The sequence below is a fragment of the Pseudomonas sp. PLMAX genome (genome assembly GCF_046042685.1).
Classification (GTDB): domain Bacteria; phylum Pseudomonadota; class Gammaproteobacteria; order Pseudomonadales; family Pseudomonadaceae; genus Aquipseudomonas; species Aquipseudomonas putida_AE.
This window is the reverse complement of sequence record NZ_CP064949.1, coordinates 1,949,773-1,970,711: the sequence shown is the minus strand read 5'-3', so window position 1 is coordinate 1,970,711 and position 20,939 is coordinate 1,949,773. Positions and strand designations below refer to the sequence as shown.

The following is a 20,939-nucleotide window of genomic DNA, read 5'->3' as shown; positions in this document are numbered from 1 at the left end:
TCGCATTTGTGCCGCGTCGGCTTCCCGACGCGGCACTCCAGCGACAGCGCTACTTCAGTCAAACAACCGTCGCACATTGTCCTTCGCCAACTTAACTAACATTCAAGCTGTTGATTGATAACGATTTTTTATAAAAACCGGTAAATGGCACGACTTTCGCTCTGAATTTGTCCCGACTAGCTGCGGAAAAGCAGAGGGGGCGATGCCAAATCGCAGATTACTAATCTGCGATAAAGCAGATTAAGCTTGTACGAAATGTCCTACGGGACTGACGACCAGTATAACGCGCAGCCTGAGACTGCTCGCCCCCAGCTTGTAAGACAGCAGCCTTACTGCTCAAGGGCGCACGCCATATGAAGCCACCTTCCCAGACCAACGCAATTGACTTCGACAGCGCCAAATTGCAACGCCTGGGTTTTGGTCAGCAGCCGCCGATTCTGGAGAGGCCCGTCAGCCTTGCGCAGTTGCGCCAGCAATTGAACCTGCAGCTGCAAACCAGCCTTGAGCCGCAACGCATACTCGGGCTGTTCTACCGCGAAATCCAACGACTGGTACCCCTTGATGCCTTGAGCTATCAGCACAAGAGCAGTGACTTGCGCCTGGAATTCGGCCTGCGGGGCCACCACTCGATCAGCTACAGCCTGAGCCACGAAGGCGAGCACCTGGGCGAACTGGTCTTTCGCCGCAACCAGCGTTTCAGCGAGCAGGAACAGGGCCATCTGGAATCCCTGCTGGCCGCCCTGCTGTTCCCGATGCGCAACGCCTTGCTGTACCGCGCCGCCACCCAAAGTGCGTTGCGTGACCCGCTGACGGACACCGGCAATCGCATCGCCATGGACCAGACGCTGCAGCGGGAAATCGAGCTGGCACGACGGCATATGCAACCCTTGTCCTTGTTGATGCTGGACATCGATCACTTCAAGCAGATCAACGACACCCATGGGCATGGCGCTGGTGATGACGTGCTCAAGGCCGTGGCCGCCTCGATCAAGAATCAGTTGCGCAACGTCGACATGGTGTTTCGCTACGGCGGCGAAGAGTTCCTGATTTTGCTGTCCAACACCAGCCGGGAAGCGGCGGCCCTGGTCGGCGAACGCCTGCGATGCGCAGCGCAGACCGAGGATTATCCGGCCGATGGCTGCACGGTCGAGCTGACGGTCAGCCTCGGCTGCTCGACCCTGCTGCCGGGAGAATCCGCCGAGAGCCTGTTACGCAGGGCCGACAGTGCGCTGTACGTCGCCAAGCGCGAGGGGCGGAATCGCTTGACGATGGCGGGGTGACTCGAGGCGACCTTGTGTTGGTCTTGCGGGCGCCATCGCCGGCAGGCCAGCTCCCACAGTAGATCGGGTATAGCCGTGAGCGATGGGTCGCCTATGAGGTCGCCATCGCGACGACCTCCTACCTCTTCGGACCTACCGCACCGCGCCACGCAACTCACCCACCATGGCCTGCAGCCTCGCCGGCTGCGCCGCCTCAACGGCCACCTCCGGCCCTGCCACCAATGTCACCCGCGACCACAATCGGCGAAACAGCCCCTTGCCCGGATCGCGACTGAAGAAGCTCCCCCACAAGCCCTGCAATGCCAGGGGAATGACCGGCACCGGGGTTTCTTCGAGAATGCGCGTAAGCCCGCCCTTGAACTCGTCGATCTCGCCATCGGCGGTCAATTTGCCCTCGGGAAAGATGCACACCAACTCGCCGTTCTTCAGATATTGCGCAATGCGCGTGAAGGCCTTTTCGTAGATCTGGATGTCTTCCTGACGGCCCGCGATCGGGATGGTCCCCGCAGTGCGGAAGATGAAATTCAGCACCGGCAGGTTATAGATCTTGTAGTACATCACGAAGCGGATCGGCCGGCGTACCGCACCGCCAATCAGCAAGGCATCGACGAACGACACGTGATTGCACACCAGCAACGCCGCCCCCTCATCGGGAATCAGGTCCAGGTTGCGATGCTCCACGCGGTACATGGAATGGCTGAGCAGCCAGATCATGAAACGCATGGTGAACTCGGGCACGATCCTGAAGATGTAGGCGTTGACCCCGATATTGAGCAACGACACCACCAGGAACAACTGCGGGATCGACAGCTTGACCATGCTCAGCAGGATGATCGAGACAATCGCCGACACCACCATGAACAGCGCGTTGAGAATGTTGTTGGCGGCGATCACCCGAGCCCGTTCGTGCTCGGCAGTACGCGACTGGATCAGGGCATACAGCGGCACGATGTAGAAACCGCCGAAAACCCCGAGGCCGAGGATGTCGAGCAACACCAGCCAGGTGTGGCCGAAACCGAGAATCTCGATCCAGCCATGGCCCAGGGCACTGTCGGGAATCCCGCCGGAATGCCACCACAGCAACAGGCCAAACACGGTCAGCCCAAATGAGCCGAACGGCACCAGGCCGATTTCGACTTTGCGCCCGGAAAGCTTTTCACAAAGCATCGACCCCACGGCGATACCGACCGAGAACACCGTGAGGATCAAGGTCACCACGGTTTCGTCGCCGTGCATCCACTCCTTGGCATAGGCCGGGATCTGCGTCAGGTAGATCGCCCCGACAAACCAGAACCATGAGTTGCCGACAATCGAACGCGACACCGCCGGGGTCTGCCCCAGGCCCAGTTTCAGCGTGGCCCAGGACTGGCTGAAGATGTTCCAGTTCAGGCGCATCTGCGGCGTGGCCGCTGCCGCCCGCGGAATACCGCGGCTGGCCAGGTAACCGAGGACGGCGATGGCAATGATCGCGGTGGACACGATCGGCGCGTAATGACTGGACGACATCATGATGCCGGCGCCGATGGTCCCGGCCAGGATCGCCAGGAAGGTGCCCATTTCCACCAGGCCGTTGCCCCCAACCAGTTCGTCTTCATGCAGGGCCTGGGGCAGGATCGAATACTTCACCGGCCCGAACAGCGCCGAGTGCGTGCCCATGGCGAACAGCGCCACCAGCATCAACGACAGGTGGTCGAACAGGAAGCCCACCGCGCCCACCGCCATGATGACGATTTCTCCAAGCTTGATCAGGCGGATCAGCGCGTCCTTGGCGAACTTCTCGCCGAACTGCCCGGCCAGCGCCGAGAACAGAAAAAACGGCAGGATGAACAGCAGCGCACACAGGTTGACCCAGATGGAACGGTCGCCTTCGATCGACAGCTTGTACAGGATGGCGAGGATCAACGACTGCTTGAAGATGTTGTCGTTGAACGCCCCGAGGGACTGGGTCACGAAGAACGGCAGGAAACGCCGGGTGCGCAGCAAGGTGAACTGTGAAGGGTGACTCATCTTCCATGTGTCCCTGAAGCTTAAGAGTGGGTAACGAGTGGCGTGGATACAGTGATTGGAATGTCGCACGTCGATCCAGGCCACACATTACCTAAACTTTGCCGGTTATTTCTTCAATCCGGCAATGCACGGCGAGACAAACAGCTCGCCGCGCCAGGCACCTTGCACCGTACGCTTGGCGACGATCAGCCACATCACGATCAGCATGCTCACCAGCACACACCCGAAAACACTGAAAAACGTCAGGTGCAGCGCGCTGGCCAGTTTCAACGTTGCCAGAGAATAGACGCCCAACGGAAAGGTGAAACCCCACCAGCCAAGATTGAAAGGGATACCGGCGCGCAGATATCGCAGGGTGATCAGCACGGCCATCAGCATCCACCACAGGCCAAAGCCCCACAGCGTGATCCCGGCGACCAGGCCCAGCCCCGCCGCAATTTCACCGACGCCCGACAGACCGTTGGCGGCGAAGATTGCCGGCGCATCGGCGCCCAACAGCAACATGCCCAAGGCACCGGTGCCAATCGGCCCGAGCGCCAGCCAGCTCGAAGCGGCCATGTTTTCGTGGGGCAGTTTATGCAGCGCCATGCGCAGCAGCAGAATCGTCAGGATGCTGAACGCCACCGGCAGGGAAAATGCCCAGAGCACGTAGCTGGTCACCAGCATCACCAGTTGCGAATGGGCATCGACCAGATGCGGCGCCAACAGGCCACCGCTGGCCGCCGCCACTTCCGCCGCGACCACCGGCAACAGCCAAACGGCTGTCATCTGGTCAATGCTGTGCTCCTGGCGGGTGAACATCAGGTAGGGAATCAGTACGCCGCACGCCAGCGACATCGCCACATCCAGCCACCACAACGTCTCGGCCAGGGCAATCACGCCGTCGCCCCAGCGCGGCAAGCCGAACACCAGGAAGCCGTTGATGATGGTCGCCAGGCCCATGGGGATGGTGCCGAAAAACATCGAAACCGTGGAGTGGCCGAAAATCCGCCGCGCCTCATCGAAAAACAGCGCCCAGCGCGCCGCGTACAGCAGGGTAAACAACAGGAACAAAAAGATATTGAACAGCCAAAGCCCTTCGGCAATGACGTGCAGAACGGGATTGGCAACGGGCAATTGCGCCAGCGCCAAGGCCAGCACGCCGGTGCCCATGGTGGCGGCGAACCAGTTAGGGGTGAACTGGCGAATGACCTCGCGCGGGTGCTGCAAATGACTGAACGGTTTGATACCGGGCTTGATGGTGTTGGGGCATGTCATGGCGAACTCCTCTCCTCGGGTGAGGTGGAGCCCATCATAGATCCGGATAGAATATCGATATAACGGGTAATATCTCTAACTGTTATCTATTTTGCAGATAAACAATCATTCCCCGTACGCTGACGCCACGCCATCAACATCGCGCCGACGGACAAGACGATCAGCCCCGCACCATAACCATCGGCAGTCGCCACCAGGCCGAACGTATGCGTCAGGTTCCCGGCCAGGAACGACGGCAGGCAGAACGCCAGGTAACTGAGCACATAAAACGCCGACATCAATCCGGCCCGTTCATGGGGCAAGGCCAGCGGCACCAGGCTGCGCACGGCACCTAGAAATCCCGCACCGAAGCCGCAGCCGGCGACGAGTGTGCCAAGGAAAAACAGGGGCAGACTCGCGCTGTGCACGCCCAGCAGGATCAGCACGATACCTGTCGGCAGCAGAACTGTGCCCAGTTGCAGCGCCTTGCTGGCGGGTTGATTGCGCAGGGTGAAAATCATCGCAGCACCGGTCAAGGTCAAGGCTGCCACCGTTGCTCCGCCAATCAGGTTCGAGGTCGAACCCGTGGCTGTACGCACCAGCGACGGCGCCAGCGATGCGTAAAAACCGCCGAGCGCCCAAGTCGCTACATTGAGCGGCAAGACCCGCCACAGGGTCGCGCGCGCTTGCACGGGGACATGCAGTGTCGGGCGCAACGATGCCCATGCCCCGGCCTGGGGCGATACGCTCTCTGGCAAACGCCAGACATACACGGCCTGCAACGCAAACAGGGCGAGCAACAGCCAGTAGGTCAACTGCAGGGGCGCGGGCGCAAACTCCGCCAGCAGGCCGCAACCCATGCCGCCCATGGCCATGCCGAGCAACGGCGCAACACTGTTGATCAGCGGACCCTGCTGGCGATCGACGTCGAGCAAGGTGGCACTGAGCACGGCGGTCGCCATGCCGGTGGCGAAACCTTGCAGCACCCGTGCACCGATCAGCCAGGCGACGCTATCGGCGTAAATGAACAACAGCATCGCCACGCTGTTGAGCACGACAGCCGTGAAAATCACCGGCTTGCGCCCCAGGTAATCCGAGAGCGAACCCACCGTCAGCAGCGCGGCCAGCAGGCTGAGGGCATACACGCCGAAAATCAGGGTAAGCATGGCGGCGGAAAACTGCAGCTGCTCCTGATACAAGTGATACAAGGGCGTTGGCGCCGTGGAAGCCGCCAGGAAACCGAGCAAGGTGATTGCCAGGAACCACAGGCTTGCACGGTTTGAACGAGAACTGGACATGGGCATACTCCGCAAAAGCTAATTTTTTGCTTTTGCGGAGTGTGCTACCGAGTGGCGCTTAAAGCAAATTCTTTGTGTTAAGGTCCGCTGCATGGCCCTACAGGGCCCGCGAAACAGGAAACATGCGATGACAGCACCCACTTTACGCCCCGGCGGCCGCAGCGCCCGGGTTCAGGAGTCGATCCATACCGCCGTGCGCGAACTGCTCGAAGAGCAGGATCGCGCCAGCGTCACCGTGCCGCAAATTGCCGCGCGCGCGGGCGTCACGCCTTCGACCATCTATCGGCGCTGGGGCGATTTGTCGGCGCTGCTGGCGGACGTCGCCCTGGCCCGTATGCAGCCGGAAACCGAGTCGGCCAAAACCGGCAGCCTGGCGGGCGATGTGCGAGCCTGGGCGGATCAATACCTGGACGAGATGAGTTCCGCGCCTGGTCGCAACATGCTGCGCGATGTGCAAGCGAGCCTGAAGCCGAGCTATTGCGCGACCATCATTGGCGGGCAATTGCAGGTGATTCTGGATCGCTATCCGGATCAGCCGAAGCCCGGTGTCGATCGGCTGATCAACATGGTGGCGGCCCCCATTGTGTTTCGCATCCTGTTTTCCGAGGCGGCGCTGGAGAGTGAGGAGCTGCATCGGTTGATCGAGATAGCGTTGGGTCAATAAAGCCGCCTTCGCGAGCAAGCTCGCTCCTACAAGGGATCGCGGCCCCCTGGAGCGAGCTTGCTCGCGAAGAGGCCCGGTCAGACACCCGAGATCCAACGGCCTTTATCCCTGCGACACCCCGCAACGCCGCGACCTTGGGCCACGACCTTGGTCGACACTGACTAACCCCTGCCATCGTGCGAGACTGTCTGTCCGGGCGGGAGGCTCGGGTGTCTTTGGTTGCCTGGAGTTCCCATGTCGCTGTCCAGCGGGCTGATTGCCGTCGTCGTCCTGGCCTATATGGCCATCATGTTCGCCATCGCCTTCTACGGCGACCGTCGCAGCGCGCCCCTGCCGCCGCGGGTGCGAGCCTGGGTGTACAGCCTGTCGCTGGCGGTCTACTGCACTAGCTGGACCTTCTTCGGCGCGGTGGGTCAGGCGGCCGAGCAGCTCTGGTCCTTCCTGCCGATCTACCTCGGGCCGATCCTGTTGTTGATCGGCGCGCCGTGGGTCCTGCAGAAAATGGTGATGATCAGCAAGCAGGAGAACATCACCTCGATTGCCGACTTCATTGCCGCGCGTTATGGCAAATCGCAATCCCTGGCGGTGGTAGTGGCACTGATCTGCCTGGTCGGCGTGCTGCCCTACATCGCGTTGCAGCTCAAGGGCATCGTGCTCGGGGTAAACCTGTTGATCGGTGCCGGTGCCGACGCCATGGGGGTTCGTGCGCAAGACACCGCGCTGGTGGTGTCTCTGGTACTGGCGCTGTTCACCATTGTCTTCGGCACACGCAACCTCGACGCCACGGAACACCACCGCGGCATGGTGCTGGCGATTGCGTTCGAGTCGCTGGTCAAGCTGTTCGCGTTCCTGGCGGTGGGCGCCTACGTGACCTTCGGCCTGTACGACGGCTTCGACGATCTGTTCGACCAGGCCATGCTCGCCCCGCGCCTCGAAGAATACTGGAAGGAAACCATCAACTGGCCATCCATGGTGGTGCAGACCGGCGTGGCGATGATGGCGATCATCTGCCTGCCGCGGCAGTTCCACGTCACCGTGGTCGAGAACATCGACCCGCAGGATCTGCGCCTGGCCAAATGGGTGTTCCCGGCCTACCTGGCCCTGGCGGCTTTGTTCGTGGTGCCGATCGCGCTGGCGGGGCAGATGTTGCTGCCCAGTTCGGTGCTGCCCGACTCCTTCGTGATCAGCCTGCCCTTGGCCCAGGCGCATCCTGCCCTGGCGCTACTGGCCTTCATCGGCGGCGCATCGGCGGCCACCGGCATGGTGATCGTGGCCAGCGTGGCGTTGTCGACCATGGTCTCCAACGACATGCTGCTGCCCTGGCTGCTGCGCCGCAACAATGCCGAGCGCCCGTTCGAGGTGTTCCGCCAGTGGATGCTGTCGGTGCGCCGGGTGAGCATCGTGGTCATCCTGCTCCTGGCCTACGTCAGTTATCGCCTGCTGGGATCGACCGCCAGCCTGGCGACCATCGGCCAGATCGCCTTCGCTGCCGTGACGCAACTGGCGCCGGCGATGCTCGGCGCTCTGTACTGGAAACAGGCCAACCGCCGCGGCGTATTCGCCGGCCTCGCCGCCGGTACATTCCTGTGGTTCTACACGCTGATCCTGCCGATCGCCGCCCACAGCCTCGGCTTGTCCCTGAACAGCTTCCCGGGCCTGGCTTGGCTGCACAGCAACCCGCTGAACCTGCCGATCACCCCGCTGACCCAGGGCGTGGTGCTGTCCCTGGCCGGTAACTTCACGCTGTTCGCCTGGGTCTCGGTGCTGTCTCGCACCCGCGTGTCGGAGCACTGGCAGGCCGGCCGCTTCATCGGCCAGGAAATCAGCGCCCGGCCCAGCGCCCGCTCGATGCTCGCGGTACAGATCAACGATCTGCTGCAACTGGCCGCACGCTTCGTCGGCGAAGAACGCGCCCGGCAGAGCTTCATCCGTTTTGCCTACCGCCAGGGCAAAGGCTTCAATCCGAACCAGAACGCCGACGGTGAATGGATCGCCCACACCGAACGCCTGCTCGCCGGTGTGCTGGGGGCCTCATCGACTCGCGCGGTGGTAAAAGCCGCCATTGAAGGCCGGGAAATGCAGCTTGAGGACGTGGTGCGCATCGCCGACGAAGCCTCGGAAGTGCTGCAGTTCAACCGCGCGCTGCTGCAAGGGGCGATCGAGAACATCACCCAGGGCATCAGCGTGGTCGACCAGTCGCTGAAACTGGTGGCCTGGAACCGTCGCTACCTGGAGCTGTTCAACTACCCGGATGGCCTGATCAGCGTCGGCCGGCCGATTGCCGACATCATCCGCCACAACGCCGAGCGCGGTTTATGTGGCCCCGGTGAAGCGGAAGTGCACGTCGCCCGCCGCCTGCACTGGATGCGCCAGGGCCGCGCCCACACCTCCGAACGGCTGTTCCCCAACGGCCGGGTGATCGAGCTGATCGGCAACCCGATGCCCGGTGGCGGCTTCGTCATGAGTTTCACCGACATTACCGCGTTCCGCGAAGCCGAGCAGGCGCTGACCGAAGCCAACGAGGGCCTGGAACAGCGCGTCACCGAGCGCACCCACGAGCTGTCGCAACTCAACGTGGCACTGACCGAGGCCAAGGGCACCGCCGAGGCCGCGAACCAGTCGAAAACCCGGTTCCTCGCGGCCGTGAGCCATGACCTCATGCAACCGTTGAACGCCGCGCGCCTGTTCTCCGCCGCCCTTTCCCACCAGGACGACGGCTTGTCCAGCGAGGCGCAAAAACTGGTCCAGCACTTGGACAGTTCGCTGCGTTCGGCCGAAGACCTGATCAGCGATCTGCTGGATATTTCCCGCCTGGAAAATGGCAAGATCAATCCGGATGCCAAGCCGTTCGCGCTCAATGAGCTGTTCGACACTCTCGGAGCCGAATTCAAGGCGCTGGCGCGGGACCAGGGGCTGGAGTTTCGCGTCAGGAGCAGTACGTTGCGCATCGACAGCGACATCAAGCTGTTGCGGCGCATCCTGCAGAACTTCCTGACCAACGCTTTCCGCTATGCCAAAGGGCCGATACTGCTGGGCGTGCGCCGTCGCCAGGGTGAGTTGTGCCTGGAAGTCTGGGACCGTGGGCCCGGCATTCCGGAAGACAAGCAACAGGTGATCTTTGAAGAATTCAAACGCCTGGACAGCCACCAGACCCGCGCCGAGAAGGGTCTTGGGCTGGGGCTGGCGATCGCCGACGGACTCTGTCGCGTGTTGGGGCACAAGTTGCGCGTGCGCTCGTGGCCGGGGCGTGGCAGCGTGTTCAGCGTCAGCGTGCCCCTGGCCCGCGCGCAAGCCGCGCTGCCGGCCAAGGCGGCCGAACTCAATGGCAAGTTGCCCAGCGGCGCCCACGTGCTGTGCGTCGACAATGAAGACAGCATCCTGATCGGCATGAACAGCCTGCTCACCCGCTGGGGGTGCCAGGTCTGGACCGCGCGTAACCGCCAGGAGTGCATGGCGCTGCTCGGCGATGGGTTGCGCCCGCAACTGGCGCTGGTGGATTACCACCTGGACGATGGCGAAACCGGCACCGAGTTGATGGCCTGGCTGCGCACCCGCCTGGGCGAGCCGGTGCCCGGCGTGGTGATCAGCGCCGACGGCCGACCCGAGACCATGGCCCAGGTACACGCGGCGGGGCTCGACTACCTGGCCAAACCGGTGAAACCGGCGGCGTTGCGGGCGTTGTTGAGTCGGCATTTGCCGTTGTAACAACAGAGATCTCAGCCCTGTAGGAGCTGCCGAAGGCTGCGATCTTTTGATGTTTTATTCCGGCAACTCGACCAACCCATCCACATCGGTCATTGCCCGCTCCAGCAAATCCGCCGGCAGGCTCTTGCTCGCCCGCGCACCCAGCAACTTGAGCTGTTCGCTGCGGCTGACCAGATTGCCGCGGCCTTCTGTCAGCTTGTTGCGCGCCGAGCTGTAGGCCTTGTCCAGTTGCTGCAGGCGATTGCCGACTTCGTCCAGGTCCTGGATGAACAGCACGAACTTGTCGTACAGCCACCCGGCCCGCTCGGCGATTTCCCGGGCGTTCTGGCTTTGCCGCTCCTGCTTCCACAGGCTGTCGATGACCCGCAGGGTCGCCAGCAGCGTGGTCGGGCTGACGATCACGATGTTGCGGTCGAAGGCTTCCTGGAACAGCGTCGGCTCGGCCTGCAACGCGGCGGAAAACGCCGCTTCGATCGGCACGAACAGCAAGACGAAATCCAGGCTGTGCAAGCCGTCGAGACGCTTGTAGTCCTTGCCGGCCAGGCCTTTGACGTGATTACGCAAGGACAGCACGTGCTGCTTGATGGCGATCTGGCCGATGGCGTCGTCTTCGGCCGCTACGTATTGCTGATAGGCCGTCAGGCTGACCTTGGAGTCGACCACCACCTGTTTGTCGCCCGGCAGGTAGATGATCACGTCGGGCTGGAAACGCTCGCCGTCAGGGCCCTTGAGATTGACCTGGGTCTGGTACTCGCGCCCTTTCTCGAGTCCCGCATGTTCAAGCACGCGCTCGAGGATCAACTCGCCCCAGTTGCCTTGGGTTTTCTGCCCTTTCAGGGCCCGGGTCAGGTTGGTGGCTTCGTCGCTCAGGCGCAGATTGAGTTGTTGCAGGCGCTCCAGCTCCTTGGCCAGGGAGAAACGCTCCCGGGCTTCGGCCTGATAACTTTCCTCGACGCGCTTTTCAAAAGACTGGATGCGCTCCTTCAACGGATCGAGTAATTGCCCCAGGCGCTGCTGACTGGTTTCGGCAAACCGCTGCTCGCGCTCATCGAAGATTTTCCCCGCCAGCTCGGCGAACTGCGCACGCAGCTCGTCTCGCGAGCCCTGCAGGTCGTTGAGGCGCTGCTGATGGCTTTCCTGCTGCTCACGCAGCTCGGCCTTGAGGGACGCGGCCTGGGCGTCGAGGCGGCGCAATTCGACGTCTTTGCCAGCGCGTTCGATGTTCCAGGCATGGGCCGCATCGCGGGCATCGTCACGCTCGATCTGCAGCAGCTCGACCTCACGCCGCACGGCGGCGAGATCCGCCTGTTTGGCAGCGTTGGCCTGGCCGAGATCGGCGGCTTCATCGCGACAGGCCTCGAGCTGCGCATTCAGGCCATCCTGCGCCAGATTCGCCATGGCCAGGCGCTCTTCCAGCAGCGCCGCCTGGGCCTGGGCGGTACTCGCCCGGCGCTGCAGTTGCCAGGCCAACACCAGCAACGGCAGCGCCGCACCCGCCAGCCCCAGCAATGCGCTGGTCAAGTCCATAGCCATAGCCACTCCTGCCATTGAAATAAAGCCTGAAGGTTAACCAAGGCGTCAGGTCTTGGACAGCTCAGTCTTCGATCAGGCCCAGTTCCTGTTGTGCGCGCAAGTCCCCTGCCCGCGCCGCCTGGCGCAAGAGATCCTGGCCAATCCGGCGATCCCGGGCATTGCCGCACTCACGGCACATCAGCTGCCCCAACCGGCTCTGTGCGGCGACGACGCCTTCACGGGCCGGTTGCTTGAGCAAACGGCCGGCGATGTGTTTGACGTTCGGGCTTTCGCCCAGGCGCGGGCTGTCCAGCAGCCACTCGGCCACCCGCATCGAAAAGCGCTTGGGTGAGGCAACCGTGGACGATTTGTCGGAGGAGGAAGTAGGTGGTGTACGAAACTTCATAAAGCACTGTGGGCAGATCGGAAGGCGCGCCACTCTACTCTCTTTTTCTTACAGGTAAAGCCGAAAAAAAACCCGGCACGCCCGTCCTAGAGCAAGCGCTCGGGACAATCCACAGAAGCTGTGGATAACTCAGTGGACAACCGCCATTGAACTCGCGCAAAGGCTTATGGAACGGGGCCTGCAGTCAAACTGACGATTTTTTCACCAGTTAAAAAAAGCGATGTTTTTCATTGACTTAAATTTTGGTTACAGGCACCCACTGCGCTTGAAGGCTGGATGACAGCGCCGTGACAGTCCGCGCAACTAATGTGCACAACTACCTTCGCGACGGTTATATCGCTGTGCATTTTCGGCGCGTTTTTCATCGAATGTTGGGGATAACCCCCGGTAAACCCGCGTCCCAGGCTGCTTGCGACGGGTCGAATGAGGATGACCGCCGGTCGTTTTCCGGGCGATGACAGGGCAGCTTCCCGGTATCGCCAAGCCGTCGGCGGACCATGAAGATGAGCCGGCATCAGAGTTTTTTTGCCAACACCCTTCCCTTTGCCTGTTCGATCCGTTAGTATCCGCGGCGTTAGTACCAAGCTGAAAGTCAATTCTGGTCGAACAAATCCCCCCGGAACAGCCTTCCAACAGGAAGCTGCCACCGAACAAGCGGGATCGACCACCTCGATGGTTTCCAGGTAAATCTTGCGCCAACACAGCCTTTGAATCGAATGCAAAGGGTGTTGCCAGGCTCACTTACTCTGACCGAACCAGCCTGCAAATTGATCAGGATCTTCACCCCGGGCCCAGAACCTTTGCCCTCGATGTGTTGCCTGCCCTCCTAAGTACCTACCTGCCAGCCCAAGCGCGCCAATTTTTAGCGCTTCAAACTGGCTGCTTTGTTCCAGTCGGGTTCTTCGTTCGACCAACGGTGGTCGTCGTCACTGGAACGTTTTAATTTTGCACGGCTCTTATCCGTGTCGCTTGTAGGAACACCCAATGACTATGTCTACTCAAATCCACACCCAGGATGCCATCCGCACCCTCACCAACGCTTTTGCACCAATGAACTGCCTGATCATGGCCGCTCGCAAAGGCTGTTTCAGCTTCACCCTGGTCAACGAACACGGCATCGCCCGTCATAGCGAACGCCTGTACCCCGACCAGTACTCCAGCGCCGAGCCGCTGCAGGCAGTGATCGAGCGTACGCGCCAGGCCCTGGTGGCCTGAAACGCCAGCACGACTGAAACACCAGAAGCCCCGCCCCGAAAAGCGGGGCTTTTTGTTGCCCGACGTTTCACGGCGACTAAGCACGGATAGATATAAGGTTTATAACTCGCCAGCGGAAATATTTTAAAAACAGTCCTTTACGCGGTGAATATGACACTAGACTTCAACTCAAGCGGCCTGTTCCGCTTCCGACGAGCCTGAGTCGATTCACCGCTGCCAAAGCCTTTCAGGTTCGTCGCCATATTGATGTATCGAGGGTTTTATGGGTATCGCTGCCAGCGAACTGTGCCGTTATGTGATCCGTCCGACCTTGATCTACCTTGGACGCCATAGCGCAACCGCCGAATCCCTGCTGCTAGGCATCGCCGCCAGCCAGTCAGCCCTTGGTTCCGCCCTGCATGACCGCCGTGGACACGGCCTCTACCGAATCGCCGAACCCCGCCACCAGGCACTTTGGGACCACTACCTGGCACTCGATCCGGAACGCGCGAGCCTGGTTCGTGGCCTGGCCAGCCAGCATGCCTTCCTCAGCGGCCCGCACCTGGAATTGACCGTCAACCTGCGTTACGCCACCGCCATCGCCTGGCTGCTGGTCGAAGAACAGAACACCCCCCTCCCCGAAGCAGACGACCTGCTGGGCATGGCGCGAATCTGGCGCCAGACCTTCCAGCCCCAGGGACGCCTGAGAGACTTCACCTGTGCCTGGCAAACCTGTGTATCACCGCTGAATCAGGTCGCCTGCTGAAACCTCTGGATCCAAAATCGCTCAACTGGTAGCGAATTTGGTCGGATTGTCCTACAAAACCGCTCTAAATCAAGCATTACAGCCTATGGCGCTGGGACGAAAATGTTGGTAATTTTCGCCCCGGTGATCACCAGGAGTTCTAATAATGAAAAAAGTAATGCTCAAAACCACCATTAGCCTCGCCGTTGCCTTGGCATCCACCCAGATCTTCGCAAGTGGCTTTGCCCTCAACGAACAAAGCATCAGCGGGATGGGGACAGGTTTTGCCGGGCGATCTTCTTCTGCCGATGACGCATCCACAGTTGTTGGCAACCCTGCCGGCATGTCTCGCCTCAAGCGCGAGCAAGTGACCGGCGGCGTTGCATTCATCGACGCGCACACTGACATCAGTGATGCCAGCGCCCGCAATGGCGGCACCAACAAAGGTGACATGGTCCCTTTCATGGGCGTGCCGATGGGCTATTACGTCAAGCCAATCGATGACCAGTGGGCGGTCGGTTTCGGCGTCTACGCTCCATTCGGCCTGGTGACCGACTACGAGAACGGCTTTGCCGGCCGTTACTTCGGCAGCAAGAGCGAAGTGCAAATCATCACCCTGCAGCCAACCGTCAGCTATGCCTTCAACGACAAGGTGTCGATCGGTTTCGGCCCGACCATCAACCGTATCGACGGCAAGCTGGAATCGAACCTGTCGCTGAGCCCGAATCCGGCCGCACCGGACGGTGAAGTCAAAATCAAGGGTGACGACACTGCGCTGGGCTACAACATCGGTATCCTGGTTCAAGCCACCGACTCCACTCGCGTCGGTTTGACCTATCACTCGAAAGTGAAATACAAGCTCGACGGTGACACCAAGCTCAGCTACAGCCCGCTCGGCCCACTGGGTCAACAGAAGTTTGATGCTTCGCTGGACATTACCACCCCTGAGTCCGTGGACTTTTCGGTCACTCATCAGCTGGACGACCAGTGGACCCTGTACGCAGGCAGCACCTGGACTCGCTGGAGCCGCCTGAAAGAAATCTCCGTCGAGAACAGTGGCGTGCCTGCTCCTTTGAACCCAGCGTTCGGCACCATCACTGAAGAGCAGAACTGGCATGACACCTGGGCTCACGCAATCGGTGCTTCGTACCAGCTGAACAAGCAGTGGGTACTGCGTACCGGCCTGTCGGTTGACCAGTCGCCAACCAACAACGAAAACCGCTCCCCACGCATCCCGACTGGCGATCGCACGATTTTCAGCCTGGGCGCCGGCTGGAGCCCGACCGACGACCTGACCATCGACTTGGCGTACTCGTACCTGCGTGAAGAGTCGGTCAAGGTCAACGACAACAATGGCCGTCAGAACTACAGCGCCAAGTATGAAAACTGGGCGAACGGTTTCGGTGTCGGTGCGACTTACCGCTTCTGATGACGTGCGGCGAGCCTGAACCCCTCGCCCGAAGCAAAAAAGCCCCGCTCTCTGGCACAGAGGCGGGGCTTTTTCATTTCAACCTGATAACGCAATACAGGGTTGCGTCAGGTTCGGTAATGGGTGTCGATCAGGGCGTGGCAGCCAGAGGCGGCGAAGCCAGTGCCTTCTCCACCGCCTCAATGAACTCAGGATCATCGGGCTTGGTCAGGCTGGAGAAGCTGGCGATCACCTTGCCCTGGCGATCGACCACGTACTTGTAGAAATTCCACTTCGGCGCACCGCTCTGATCGGCGAGCACCTTGAACAGGTTGGTTGCATCGTCGCCACGGACTTTCTGCGGTTCGGTCATGGTGAAGGTCACGCCGTAGTTCACGTAGCAGACCTTGGCCGTCTCGGCGCCGTCCTTGGACTCCTGCTTGAAGTCATTGGACGGCACACCAATCACCTCCAGCCCCTGCGCCTTGTAACGCTGATTGAGCGCCTCAAGGCTTTTGAACTGCGGGGCAAAACCACAGAAGCTGGCGGTATTGACCACCACCAGCGGCTTGCCGGCGAAGCGCTGGCACAAGTCGATGGATTCGTTGGCGCGCAACTTGGGCAACGAGCCTTGCAGCAGCGCCGGGCACTCGTCCGCCTGAGCCAACCCGGTAAATGCTACCAGTAACGCGGGAACCGCCAGCCAGCGCATCAGCATATCGGTACTTCCTTGAGGATTCTTGTGAGGTCGACGTTACTCGCCCTCACTTCCTTCTAGCAAGTCTCTAGCAAGCCGCCTTCTAGCATGCCGCGCCCAACTGCATCAGCGCCAGGCCTCCCTGGTGCCAGCCCCACCACGCCAGCGCCAGCAGCAAGGCGCAGACAGCGCCGAGCACGATCCGCGGCCAGAGGCTGTTCATGTCGCACTCATCTGGCTTTGCAGGCGCGCCACCGGCCGCTCACGCACAGGCCAGTTCAGGGCCGCGGCCATCAGGCTCAAGAGAATCGCCACCTGCCAGATCAAGTCGTAGCTCCCGGTCCGGTCATACACCACCCCGCCCAGCCAGCCACCGAGAAATGACCCGAGCTGGTGAAACAGGAAAACAATCCCACCGAGCATGGACAGGTTTCGTACGCCGAACAAGGTGGCCACGGTGCCGTTGGTCAAGGGCACGGTCGACAACCACAGCAATCCCATGCCCATCCCGAACAGGTACGCGCTGGTGGTCGTCACCGGCGCCCACAGGAACAGCGCGATCACCACCGCTCGCAACAGGTACAGGGCGGTGAGCAAGCGCGGCTTGGACATGCGCCCGCCGAGCCAGCCGGCGGTATAGGTGCCGAAGATGTTGAACAGGCCGATCAGCGCCAGCACCGTGGTACCCACGGTCGCCGGCAGATGTTGATCCACCAGATACGCCGGCAAGTGCACGCCAATGAACACCACCTGGAACCCACAGACAAAAAAGCCGAACGCCAGCAGCCAGAACCCCGAATGGGAACAGGCCTCGTGCAGCGCTTCAGAGAGGGTTTGCTCGTGGCCGAGTACCGGCAGCGGTTTGTCCTTGAGCATGCCCACCAGCGGCACGATCAGCGCCACCAGCAGCCCCAGCGCCAGCAAGGCCGCGGACCAGCCGAGCCAGCCGATCAGCCCGAGCGTGCCGGGCAGCATGGCGAACTGGCCGAACGAACCGGCGGCGCTGGCGATGCCCATGCCCATGCTGCGTTTTTCCGGCGGCACCGCGCGCCCGACCACGCCGAGGATCACCGAGAAGGAGGTGCCGGACAGGCCGATCCCGATCAGCAGGCCGGCGCTCAGGGACAATGTCACCGCCGAGTCAGAGAGCCCCATGCACACCAGCCCCGCCGCGTACAGGACACCGCCGACCAGCACCACTTTCGCCGCGCCAAAACGGTCGGCCAGGGCGCCGGTGAACGGTTGCGCCAGGCCCCAGATCAGGTTCTGCAGGGCGATGGCGAAGGCGAAGACTTCACGCCCCCAGCCGAATTCGGCGCTCATCGGCGCCAGGAACAGCCCGAAACCGTGTCGCACCCCCAGGGACAACGCCAGGATCAGCGCACTGCCCACCAACACCCAACCGCACGTACGCCACATCGAGGTCATTCTTGTTCTCCTGTCGCGGGTATATACCCGCTTATAATCGTACAAACCGGCTTCATGCCAGTTCGTCCAGCAACTTGAGTAACGTTTCGCGCTTTTCGGCGCCCAGGCGATCTACCAACCGCTGTTGCGCCGCCTCCCACGCCGGCAAGGCTGCTTCCAGGCGCTGGGCGCCCGCTTCGGTCAGCCGGACGATGCGGTTGCGCATGTCCTCGCCCTCCACCAGCGTTACAAGGCCTTCACCTTCCAGCACGCGCAAATTGCGCCCCAGGGTGCTGCGATCCAGCCCCATGGCTTCGGCGAGGGTGGAAATACTCGGTTGGTCCAGGCGCTGCAGATTGCACAGCAAAGAATACTGGGCAACGTTGATCCCGAAGCCATCGAGAGCGCCGTCGTAATGCCTGCTGACGCCACGGGCGGCGCGACGCAGGTTGATACATAAACATTGGGAGTCGAGCATGATGCGTGTATATACCCGTGGTTAGATAAGTGCAAGTCCTGCGAGGATCGCAACTTCCAGCAATTCCAGCAACGCCCCCGCCGTGTCTCCCGTCGTGCCACCCAATCGACGCAGCATCACCTGCCTCAGCCAGAAGAACATCAACGCCGCCAGTACCAGCGCCCAAACACCGCTGAGGCCAGCGATCAGCACGCACAACAGGCTACTGGCCGCCAACACCTGCTTGCCCGCCAAGCGCGGAAGATGATCGGCCAGCGCCTGACCCAAGCCACCGGGACGCACATAGGACGTGGTGAGGAATAATCCCAGCAGCGCGCTGCGACTGATCAAGGGAACGATGATCAGGGCCAGTGCATGCTGCTGTTCGATCAGCGCCACCAGTGCGGCAAATTTCAACAGCAACACCAACACCAGTGTGACCACTGCGATCGGCCCGCTGCGTGGATCCTTCATGATCGTCAATGTACGCTCACGATCGCCGAATCCGCCCAGCCAGGCATCGGCGCTGTCGGCCAGGCCGTCCAGGTGCAGCGCGCCGCTGAGCAGCACCCACACCGCCAGCAACAATGCCGCATGAAGCAACAATGGCGTGCCCAGCAACAGCCAGTTCAGCGCCCATAGAATCGCGCCGAACAGCAAACCCACCAGCGGATAAAACAGCAGCGAGCGCCCCAGTTCCTCAGGCGTTGGCATGCCCGGCAGGCGAATCGGCAGGCTGCTGAGAAATTGCAGGGCGATCCAGAACGGCAACATGTTCAGCGCACTTCCTTCAATACACCACCGGGCTCGACCGCCAGCGAGAACAGCGCCCCATGCGCCACTTCGACATTCAGCAGTTGCTCCCGTGGCAGGCCCCGGGCATGGGCCAGCAATAATCGCATGACCCCGCCATGACTGATCAGCAGCACACGTTCCCCGGCGTACCGCTCATGCAAACGCGCCACCGCCGCCAGCACCCGCGCGGAAAAGTCCGTGACCGGTTCGCCCTCGGGCGGGGTAAAGGCATAAGGATCCGCCCAGAACAAACCCAGGGCCTGGGCGTCGGTTTCCATCAGTGCCGCGGCACTCTGCCCTTCCCAGGCACCGAAGTGCAGTTCTTGCAGGTTGCTGTCCAGCTCGACCGGCAGCCCTGATTGCACCGCCAGTTCTTCGGCGAATCGTGCACAACGCTGCAACGGCGAACTGACCAGGCGATCCCAGGGCCCCTGCTGCGCCACCGCTTCGCGCATCTGCGCCCAGCCCTTGTCCGTCAGCGCGTCGTCGAGACTGCCGCGCAAGCCACCGCCGAGTTCGGTTTCACCGTGACGCAACAGATCCAGATGCAAAATCATGCCGGACGATCCGCCACCGCCGCTTCGGCGAACGTCGCCATCTGCCCGTGCAGGTCGCAGGCCAGGCGCAGCAATGGCACGGCCAACGCGGCACCACTGCCTTCGCCCAGGCGCAACCCGAGGTCCAGCAAAGGTTGGGCATTGAGGGTTTCCAGCACATGACGATGGCCCGGCTCGGCACCGCGATGACCGAACAACAACCATGGCCGGCACGACGGATTCAAACGCACCGCCACCAACGCCGCGACGCTGCAGATGAACCCGTCCACCAACACCGCGATGCCTTGCTGGGCACACGCCAGATAGGCGCCGACCAATGCCGCGATTTCAAACCCACCGAGGTTGAACAAGGTCTGCAGCGCATCGCCACGCTGAGCGCCGTGCAAGGCCAACGCACGTTCGATCACTTGAGCTTTATGACTGACACCCGTCGCATCCAGCCCGGTACCCGGCCCGGTCAGATGCACCACCGGACAATCCAGCAAGGCACAGGCCAGGGCGCTGGCCGCCGTGGTGTTGCCGATGCCCATTTCGCCACCAATGAACAGTTGCGCGCCCATCGCGATGGCACGCTGCACGCTGTCGCGACCGGCCTGCAAGGCGCGTTCGCCCTGAGCCAGGGTCATCGCCGGACCCTGGGCGAAATTCGCCGTGCCCGGACCGATGTTCAGGTGACGCACACCCGTCAGGTTTAACGACGGCGTGATGGTGCCGAGGTCGACCACTTCCAGGGAGGCGCCCAACTGCCGCGCCAACACGCTGATCGCCGCACCACCGCTGACGAAGTTGTGCAGCATCTGCCCGGTGACTTCCTGGGGATAAGCCGAGACGCCCTCGGCCACCACACCATGGTCACCGGCAAAAATCGCGATCCACAACCGCTCCAGACTCGGCTTGACCTGCCCCTGGAGCCCGGCCAGCTGCACCGCTACCGACTCAAGCTGACCGAGCGACCCGGCCGGTTTGGTCAGTTGCTGTTGACGGGCTTGCGCCTGCTCGACCGCCTGGGCGTCGATAGGTTGGCACGGGGTCAGCCACCACGATGGGCTCATAACGCAGTTCCTTTCAAAGTCAGGGGCAGGCCGGCGACCGTCAAGATGACGCGCTGACAACGCTCGGCCAGGGCTTGATGCAGCCAACCGGCTTCATCGACGTAGCGGCGAGTCAATTCGCCCAGGGGCACGACACCCATTCCGGTCTCGTTGCTGACAAAAATGATTTCACCCGGCAATGAGGCCAGGCATTCGAGCAAGGCTTGGCGCTCGGCGTTCAGGCGTTCGGCATCGTCCAGCATCAGCAGGTTGGTCAGCCACAGCGTCAGGCAATCCACCAGCAGACAGCGGTTGGCGCTGGCGTTCTCGCGCAGGACGCGGGCCAGTTCCAGCGGCTCTTCGATCAACGCCCATTCGGCGGGACGGCGGGCGCGGTGATGGGCGACACGCTCGTTCATTTCGCCGTCCAAGGGTTGGCTGGTGGCGATGTAGGTCACTTGGAGCTGGCTGTCGGTTGCCAGTTTTTCAGCCAGGCGACTCTTGCCGGAGCGGGCGCCGCCGAGGATCAGTTGGAGCATG

Annotated in this window: 18 protein-coding genes; 6 read left to right on the top strand and 12 right to left on the bottom strand. The window is 61.7% G+C overall.

The window, feature by feature from the left end; genetic code table 11:
- Positions 1 to 353 precede the first annotated feature (353 nt).
- Positions 354 to 1,280: a GGDEF domain-containing protein gene (locus DKB71_RS09100; protein WP_274074936.1), complete on the top strand. Its 927-nt coding sequence runs from the start codon at positions 354 to 356 to the stop codon at positions 1,278 to 1,280.
- A gap of 132 nt (positions 1,281 to 1,412) precedes the next feature.
- Here the strand turns inward: DKB71_RS09100 and DKB71_RS09095 are convergent, their stop codons facing one another.
- The 3 genes from DKB71_RS09095 to DKB71_RS09085 form a co-directional block, all read right to left on the bottom strand.
- Positions 1,413 to 3,287, bottom strand: a complete 1,875-nt coding sequence (locus tag DKB71_RS09095) for an MFS transporter (RefSeq protein ID WP_323627807.1) — start codon at positions 3,285 to 3,287, stop codon at positions 1,413 to 1,415.
- Positions 3,288 to 3,392: 105 nt separating this feature from the next.
- Positions 3,393 to 4,544 (bottom strand): TDT family transporter, encoded by a 1,152-nt coding sequence (locus DKB71_RS09090; RefSeq protein WP_274074934.1) that lies wholly within the window; start codon positions 4,542 to 4,544, stop codon positions 3,393 to 3,395.
- An 86-nt stretch (positions 4,545 to 4,630) separates the two neighbouring features.
- Positions 4,631 to 5,821, bottom strand: coding sequence for an MFS transporter (locus DKB71_RS09085; protein ID WP_408600114.1), 1,191 nt, complete (start codon positions 5,819 to 5,821; stop codon positions 4,631 to 4,633).
- Between the two features lie 127 nt (positions 5,822 to 5,948).
- Here DKB71_RS09085 and DKB71_RS09080 point away from each other — a divergent pair, with 127 nt between their 5' ends.
- Both DKB71_RS09080 and DKB71_RS09075 read left to right on the top strand, forming a co-directional pair.
- Positions 5,949 to 6,485 (top strand): TetR/AcrR family transcriptional regulator, encoded by a 537-nt coding sequence (locus DKB71_RS09080; protein WP_408600113.1) that lies wholly within the window; start codon positions 5,949 to 5,951, stop codon positions 6,483 to 6,485.
- Positions 6,486 to 6,719: 234 nt separating this feature from the next.
- Positions 6,720 to 10,190, top strand: coding sequence for a NahK/ErcS family hybrid sensor histidine kinase/response regulator (locus DKB71_RS09075; RefSeq protein ID WP_408600112.1), 3,471 nt, complete (start codon positions 6,720 to 6,722; stop codon positions 10,188 to 10,190).
- A gap of 54 nt (positions 10,191 to 10,244) precedes the next feature.
- Here DKB71_RS09075 and rmuC read toward each other — a convergent pair whose 3' ends face one another.
- Together rmuC and DKB71_RS09065 are read right to left on the bottom strand one after the other, a co-directional pair.
- Positions 10,245 to 11,609 (bottom strand): DNA recombination protein RmuC, encoded by a 1,365-nt coding sequence (gene rmuC, locus DKB71_RS09070; RefSeq protein WP_408601066.1) that lies wholly within the window; start codon positions 11,607 to 11,609, stop codon positions 10,245 to 10,247.
- Between the two features lie 175 nt (positions 11,610 to 11,784).
- Positions 11,785 to 12,108 (bottom strand): sel1 repeat family protein, encoded by a 324-nt coding sequence (locus DKB71_RS09065; RefSeq protein WP_323609143.1) that lies wholly within the window; start codon positions 12,106 to 12,108, stop codon positions 11,785 to 11,787.
- Positions 12,109 to 13,098: 990 nt separating this feature from the next.
- Here DKB71_RS09065 and DKB71_RS09060 point away from each other — a divergent pair.
- The 3 genes from DKB71_RS09060 (at position 13,099) to DKB71_RS09050 (ending at position 15,476) form a co-directional block, all read left to right on the top strand.
- Positions 13,099 to 13,323 carry a hypothetical protein gene (locus DKB71_RS09060; RefSeq protein ID WP_007898912.1) on the top strand — a complete coding sequence of 75 codons (225 nt, stop codon included), beginning with the start codon at positions 13,099 to 13,101 and terminating at the stop codon, positions 13,321 to 13,323.
- A gap of 262 nt (positions 13,324 to 13,585) precedes the next feature.
- A complete protein-coding gene (locus DKB71_RS09055; RefSeq protein ID WP_046819412.1) occupies positions 13,586 to 14,068 on the top strand; it encodes a hypothetical protein in 483 nt (160 codons plus the stop codon).
- A 145-nt stretch (positions 14,069 to 14,213) separates the two neighbouring features.
- Entirely contained in the window at positions 14,214 to 15,476 is a 1,263-nt protein-coding gene (locus DKB71_RS09050; protein ID WP_274074930.1) for an OmpP1/FadL family transporter, read from the top strand.
- A gap of 130 nt (positions 15,477 to 15,606) precedes the next feature.
- Here the strand turns inward: DKB71_RS09050 and DKB71_RS09045 are convergent, their stop codons facing one another.
- The 7 genes from DKB71_RS09045 to cobU all read right to left on the bottom strand — a co-directional run bounded on the left by DKB71_RS09045 (position 15,607) and on the right by cobU (position 20,938).
- Entirely contained in the window at positions 15,607 to 16,173 is a 567-nt protein-coding gene (locus DKB71_RS09045) for a glutathione peroxidase (protein WP_323627638.1), read from the bottom strand.
- A 198-nt stretch (positions 16,174 to 16,371) separates the two neighbouring features.
- On the bottom strand, positions 16,372 to 17,580 hold the full coding sequence (locus tag DKB71_RS09040; protein WP_274074928.1) for an MFS transporter: 1,209 nt from the start codon (positions 17,578 to 17,580) through the stop codon (positions 16,372 to 16,374).
- A 52-nt stretch (positions 17,581 to 17,632) separates the two neighbouring features.
- The gene (locus tag DKB71_RS09035) at positions 17,633 to 18,037 is read right to left on the bottom strand and encodes a MarR family winged helix-turn-helix transcriptional regulator (protein ID WP_274074927.1); all 405 of its coding nucleotides are present in this window, start codon (positions 18,035 to 18,037) and stop codon (positions 17,633 to 17,635) included.
- 21 nt (positions 18,038 to 18,058) lie between these two features.
- On the bottom strand, positions 18,059 to 18,790 hold the full coding sequence (locus tag DKB71_RS09030; protein ID WP_408600111.1) for an adenosylcobinamide-GDP ribazoletransferase: 732 nt from the start codon (positions 18,788 to 18,790) through the stop codon (positions 18,059 to 18,061).
- A gap of 2 nt (positions 18,791 to 18,792) precedes the next feature.
- On the bottom strand, positions 18,793 to 19,368 hold the full coding sequence (gene cobC / locus DKB71_RS09025; RefSeq protein ID WP_408600110.1) for an alpha-ribazole phosphatase family protein: 576 nt from the start codon (positions 19,366 to 19,368) through the stop codon (positions 18,793 to 18,795).
- A complete protein-coding gene (gene cobT, locus DKB71_RS09020; protein WP_408600109.1) occupies positions 19,365 to 20,420 on the bottom strand; it encodes a nicotinate-nucleotide--dimethylbenzimidazole phosphoribosyltransferase in 1,056 nt (351 codons plus the stop codon). The genes cobC and cobT overlap by 4 nt, the downstream gene beginning before the upstream one ends.
- Positions 20,417 to 20,938 (bottom strand): bifunctional adenosylcobinamide kinase/adenosylcobinamide-phosphate guanylyltransferase, encoded by a 522-nt coding sequence (gene cobU / locus DKB71_RS09015; protein WP_408600108.1) that lies wholly within the window; start codon positions 20,936 to 20,938, stop codon positions 20,417 to 20,419. The genes cobT and cobU overlap by 4 nt, the downstream gene beginning before the upstream one ends.
- Between the last annotated feature and the right edge of the window lies 1 nt (position 20,939).

Bases quoted from the DNA above. Each gene is read 5' to 3' on its own strand.
- cobU (WP_408600108.1), bottom strand. From the start codon at position 20,938: ATGCTCCAACTGATCCTCGGCGGCGCCCGCTCCGGCAAGAGTCGCCTG.
- DKB71_RS09075 (WP_408600112.1), top strand. From the start codon at position 6,720: ATGTCGCTGTCCAGCGGGCTGATTGCCGTCGTCGTCCTGGCCTATATG.
- DKB71_RS09060 (WP_007898912.1), top strand. From the start codon at position 13,099: ATGTCTACTCAAATCCACACCCAGGATGCCATCCGCACCCTCACCAAC.
- cobC (WP_408600110.1), bottom strand. From the start codon at position 19,368: ATGATTTTGCATCTGGATCTGTTGCGTCACGGTGAAACCGAACTCGGC.
- DKB71_RS09080 (WP_408600113.1), top strand. From the start codon at position 5,949: ATGACAGCACCCACTTTACGCCCCGGCGGCCGCAGCGCCCGGGTTCAG.
- DKB71_RS09035 (WP_274074927.1), bottom strand. From the start codon at position 18,037: ATGCTCGACTCCCAATGTTTATGTATCAACCTGCGTCGCGCCGCCCGT.
- DKB71_RS09065 (WP_323609143.1), bottom strand. From the start codon at position 12,108: ATGAAGTTTCGTACACCACCTACTTCCTCCTCCGACAAATCGTCCACG.
- DKB71_RS09030 (WP_408600111.1), bottom strand. From the start codon at position 18,790: ATGTTGCCGTTCTGGATCGCCCTGCAATTTCTCAGCAGCCTGCCGATT.
- DKB71_RS09090 (WP_274074934.1), bottom strand. From the start codon at position 4,544: ATGACATGCCCCAACACCATCAAGCCCGGTATCAAACCGTTCAGTCAT.
- DKB71_RS09040 (WP_274074928.1), bottom strand. From the start codon at position 17,580: ATGACCTCGATGTGGCGTACGTGCGGTTGGGTGTTGGTGGGCAGTGCG.
- DKB71_RS09050 (WP_274074930.1), top strand. From the start codon at position 14,214: ATGAAAAAAGTAATGCTCAAAACCACCATTAGCCTCGCCGTTGCCTTG.
- DKB71_RS09100 (WP_274074936.1), top strand. From the start codon at position 354: ATGAAGCCACCTTCCCAGACCAACGCAATTGACTTCGACAGCGCCAAA.
- DKB71_RS09055 (WP_046819412.1), top strand. From the start codon at position 13,586: ATGGGTATCGCTGCCAGCGAACTGTGCCGTTATGTGATCCGTCCGACC.
- DKB71_RS09085 (WP_408600114.1), bottom strand. From the start codon at position 5,821: ATGTCCAGTTCTCGTTCAAACCGTGCAAGCCTGTGGTTCCTGGCAATC.
- DKB71_RS09045 (WP_323627638.1), bottom strand. From the start codon at position 16,173: ATGCTGATGCGCTGGCTGGCGGTTCCCGCGTTACTGGTAGCATTTACC.
- cobT (WP_408600109.1), bottom strand. From the start codon at position 20,420: ATGAGCCCATCGTGGTGGCTGACCCCGTGCCAACCTATCGACGCCCAG.
- DKB71_RS09095 (WP_323627807.1), bottom strand. From the start codon at position 3,287: ATGAGTCACCCTTCACAGTTCACCTTGCTGCGCACCCGGCGTTTCCTG.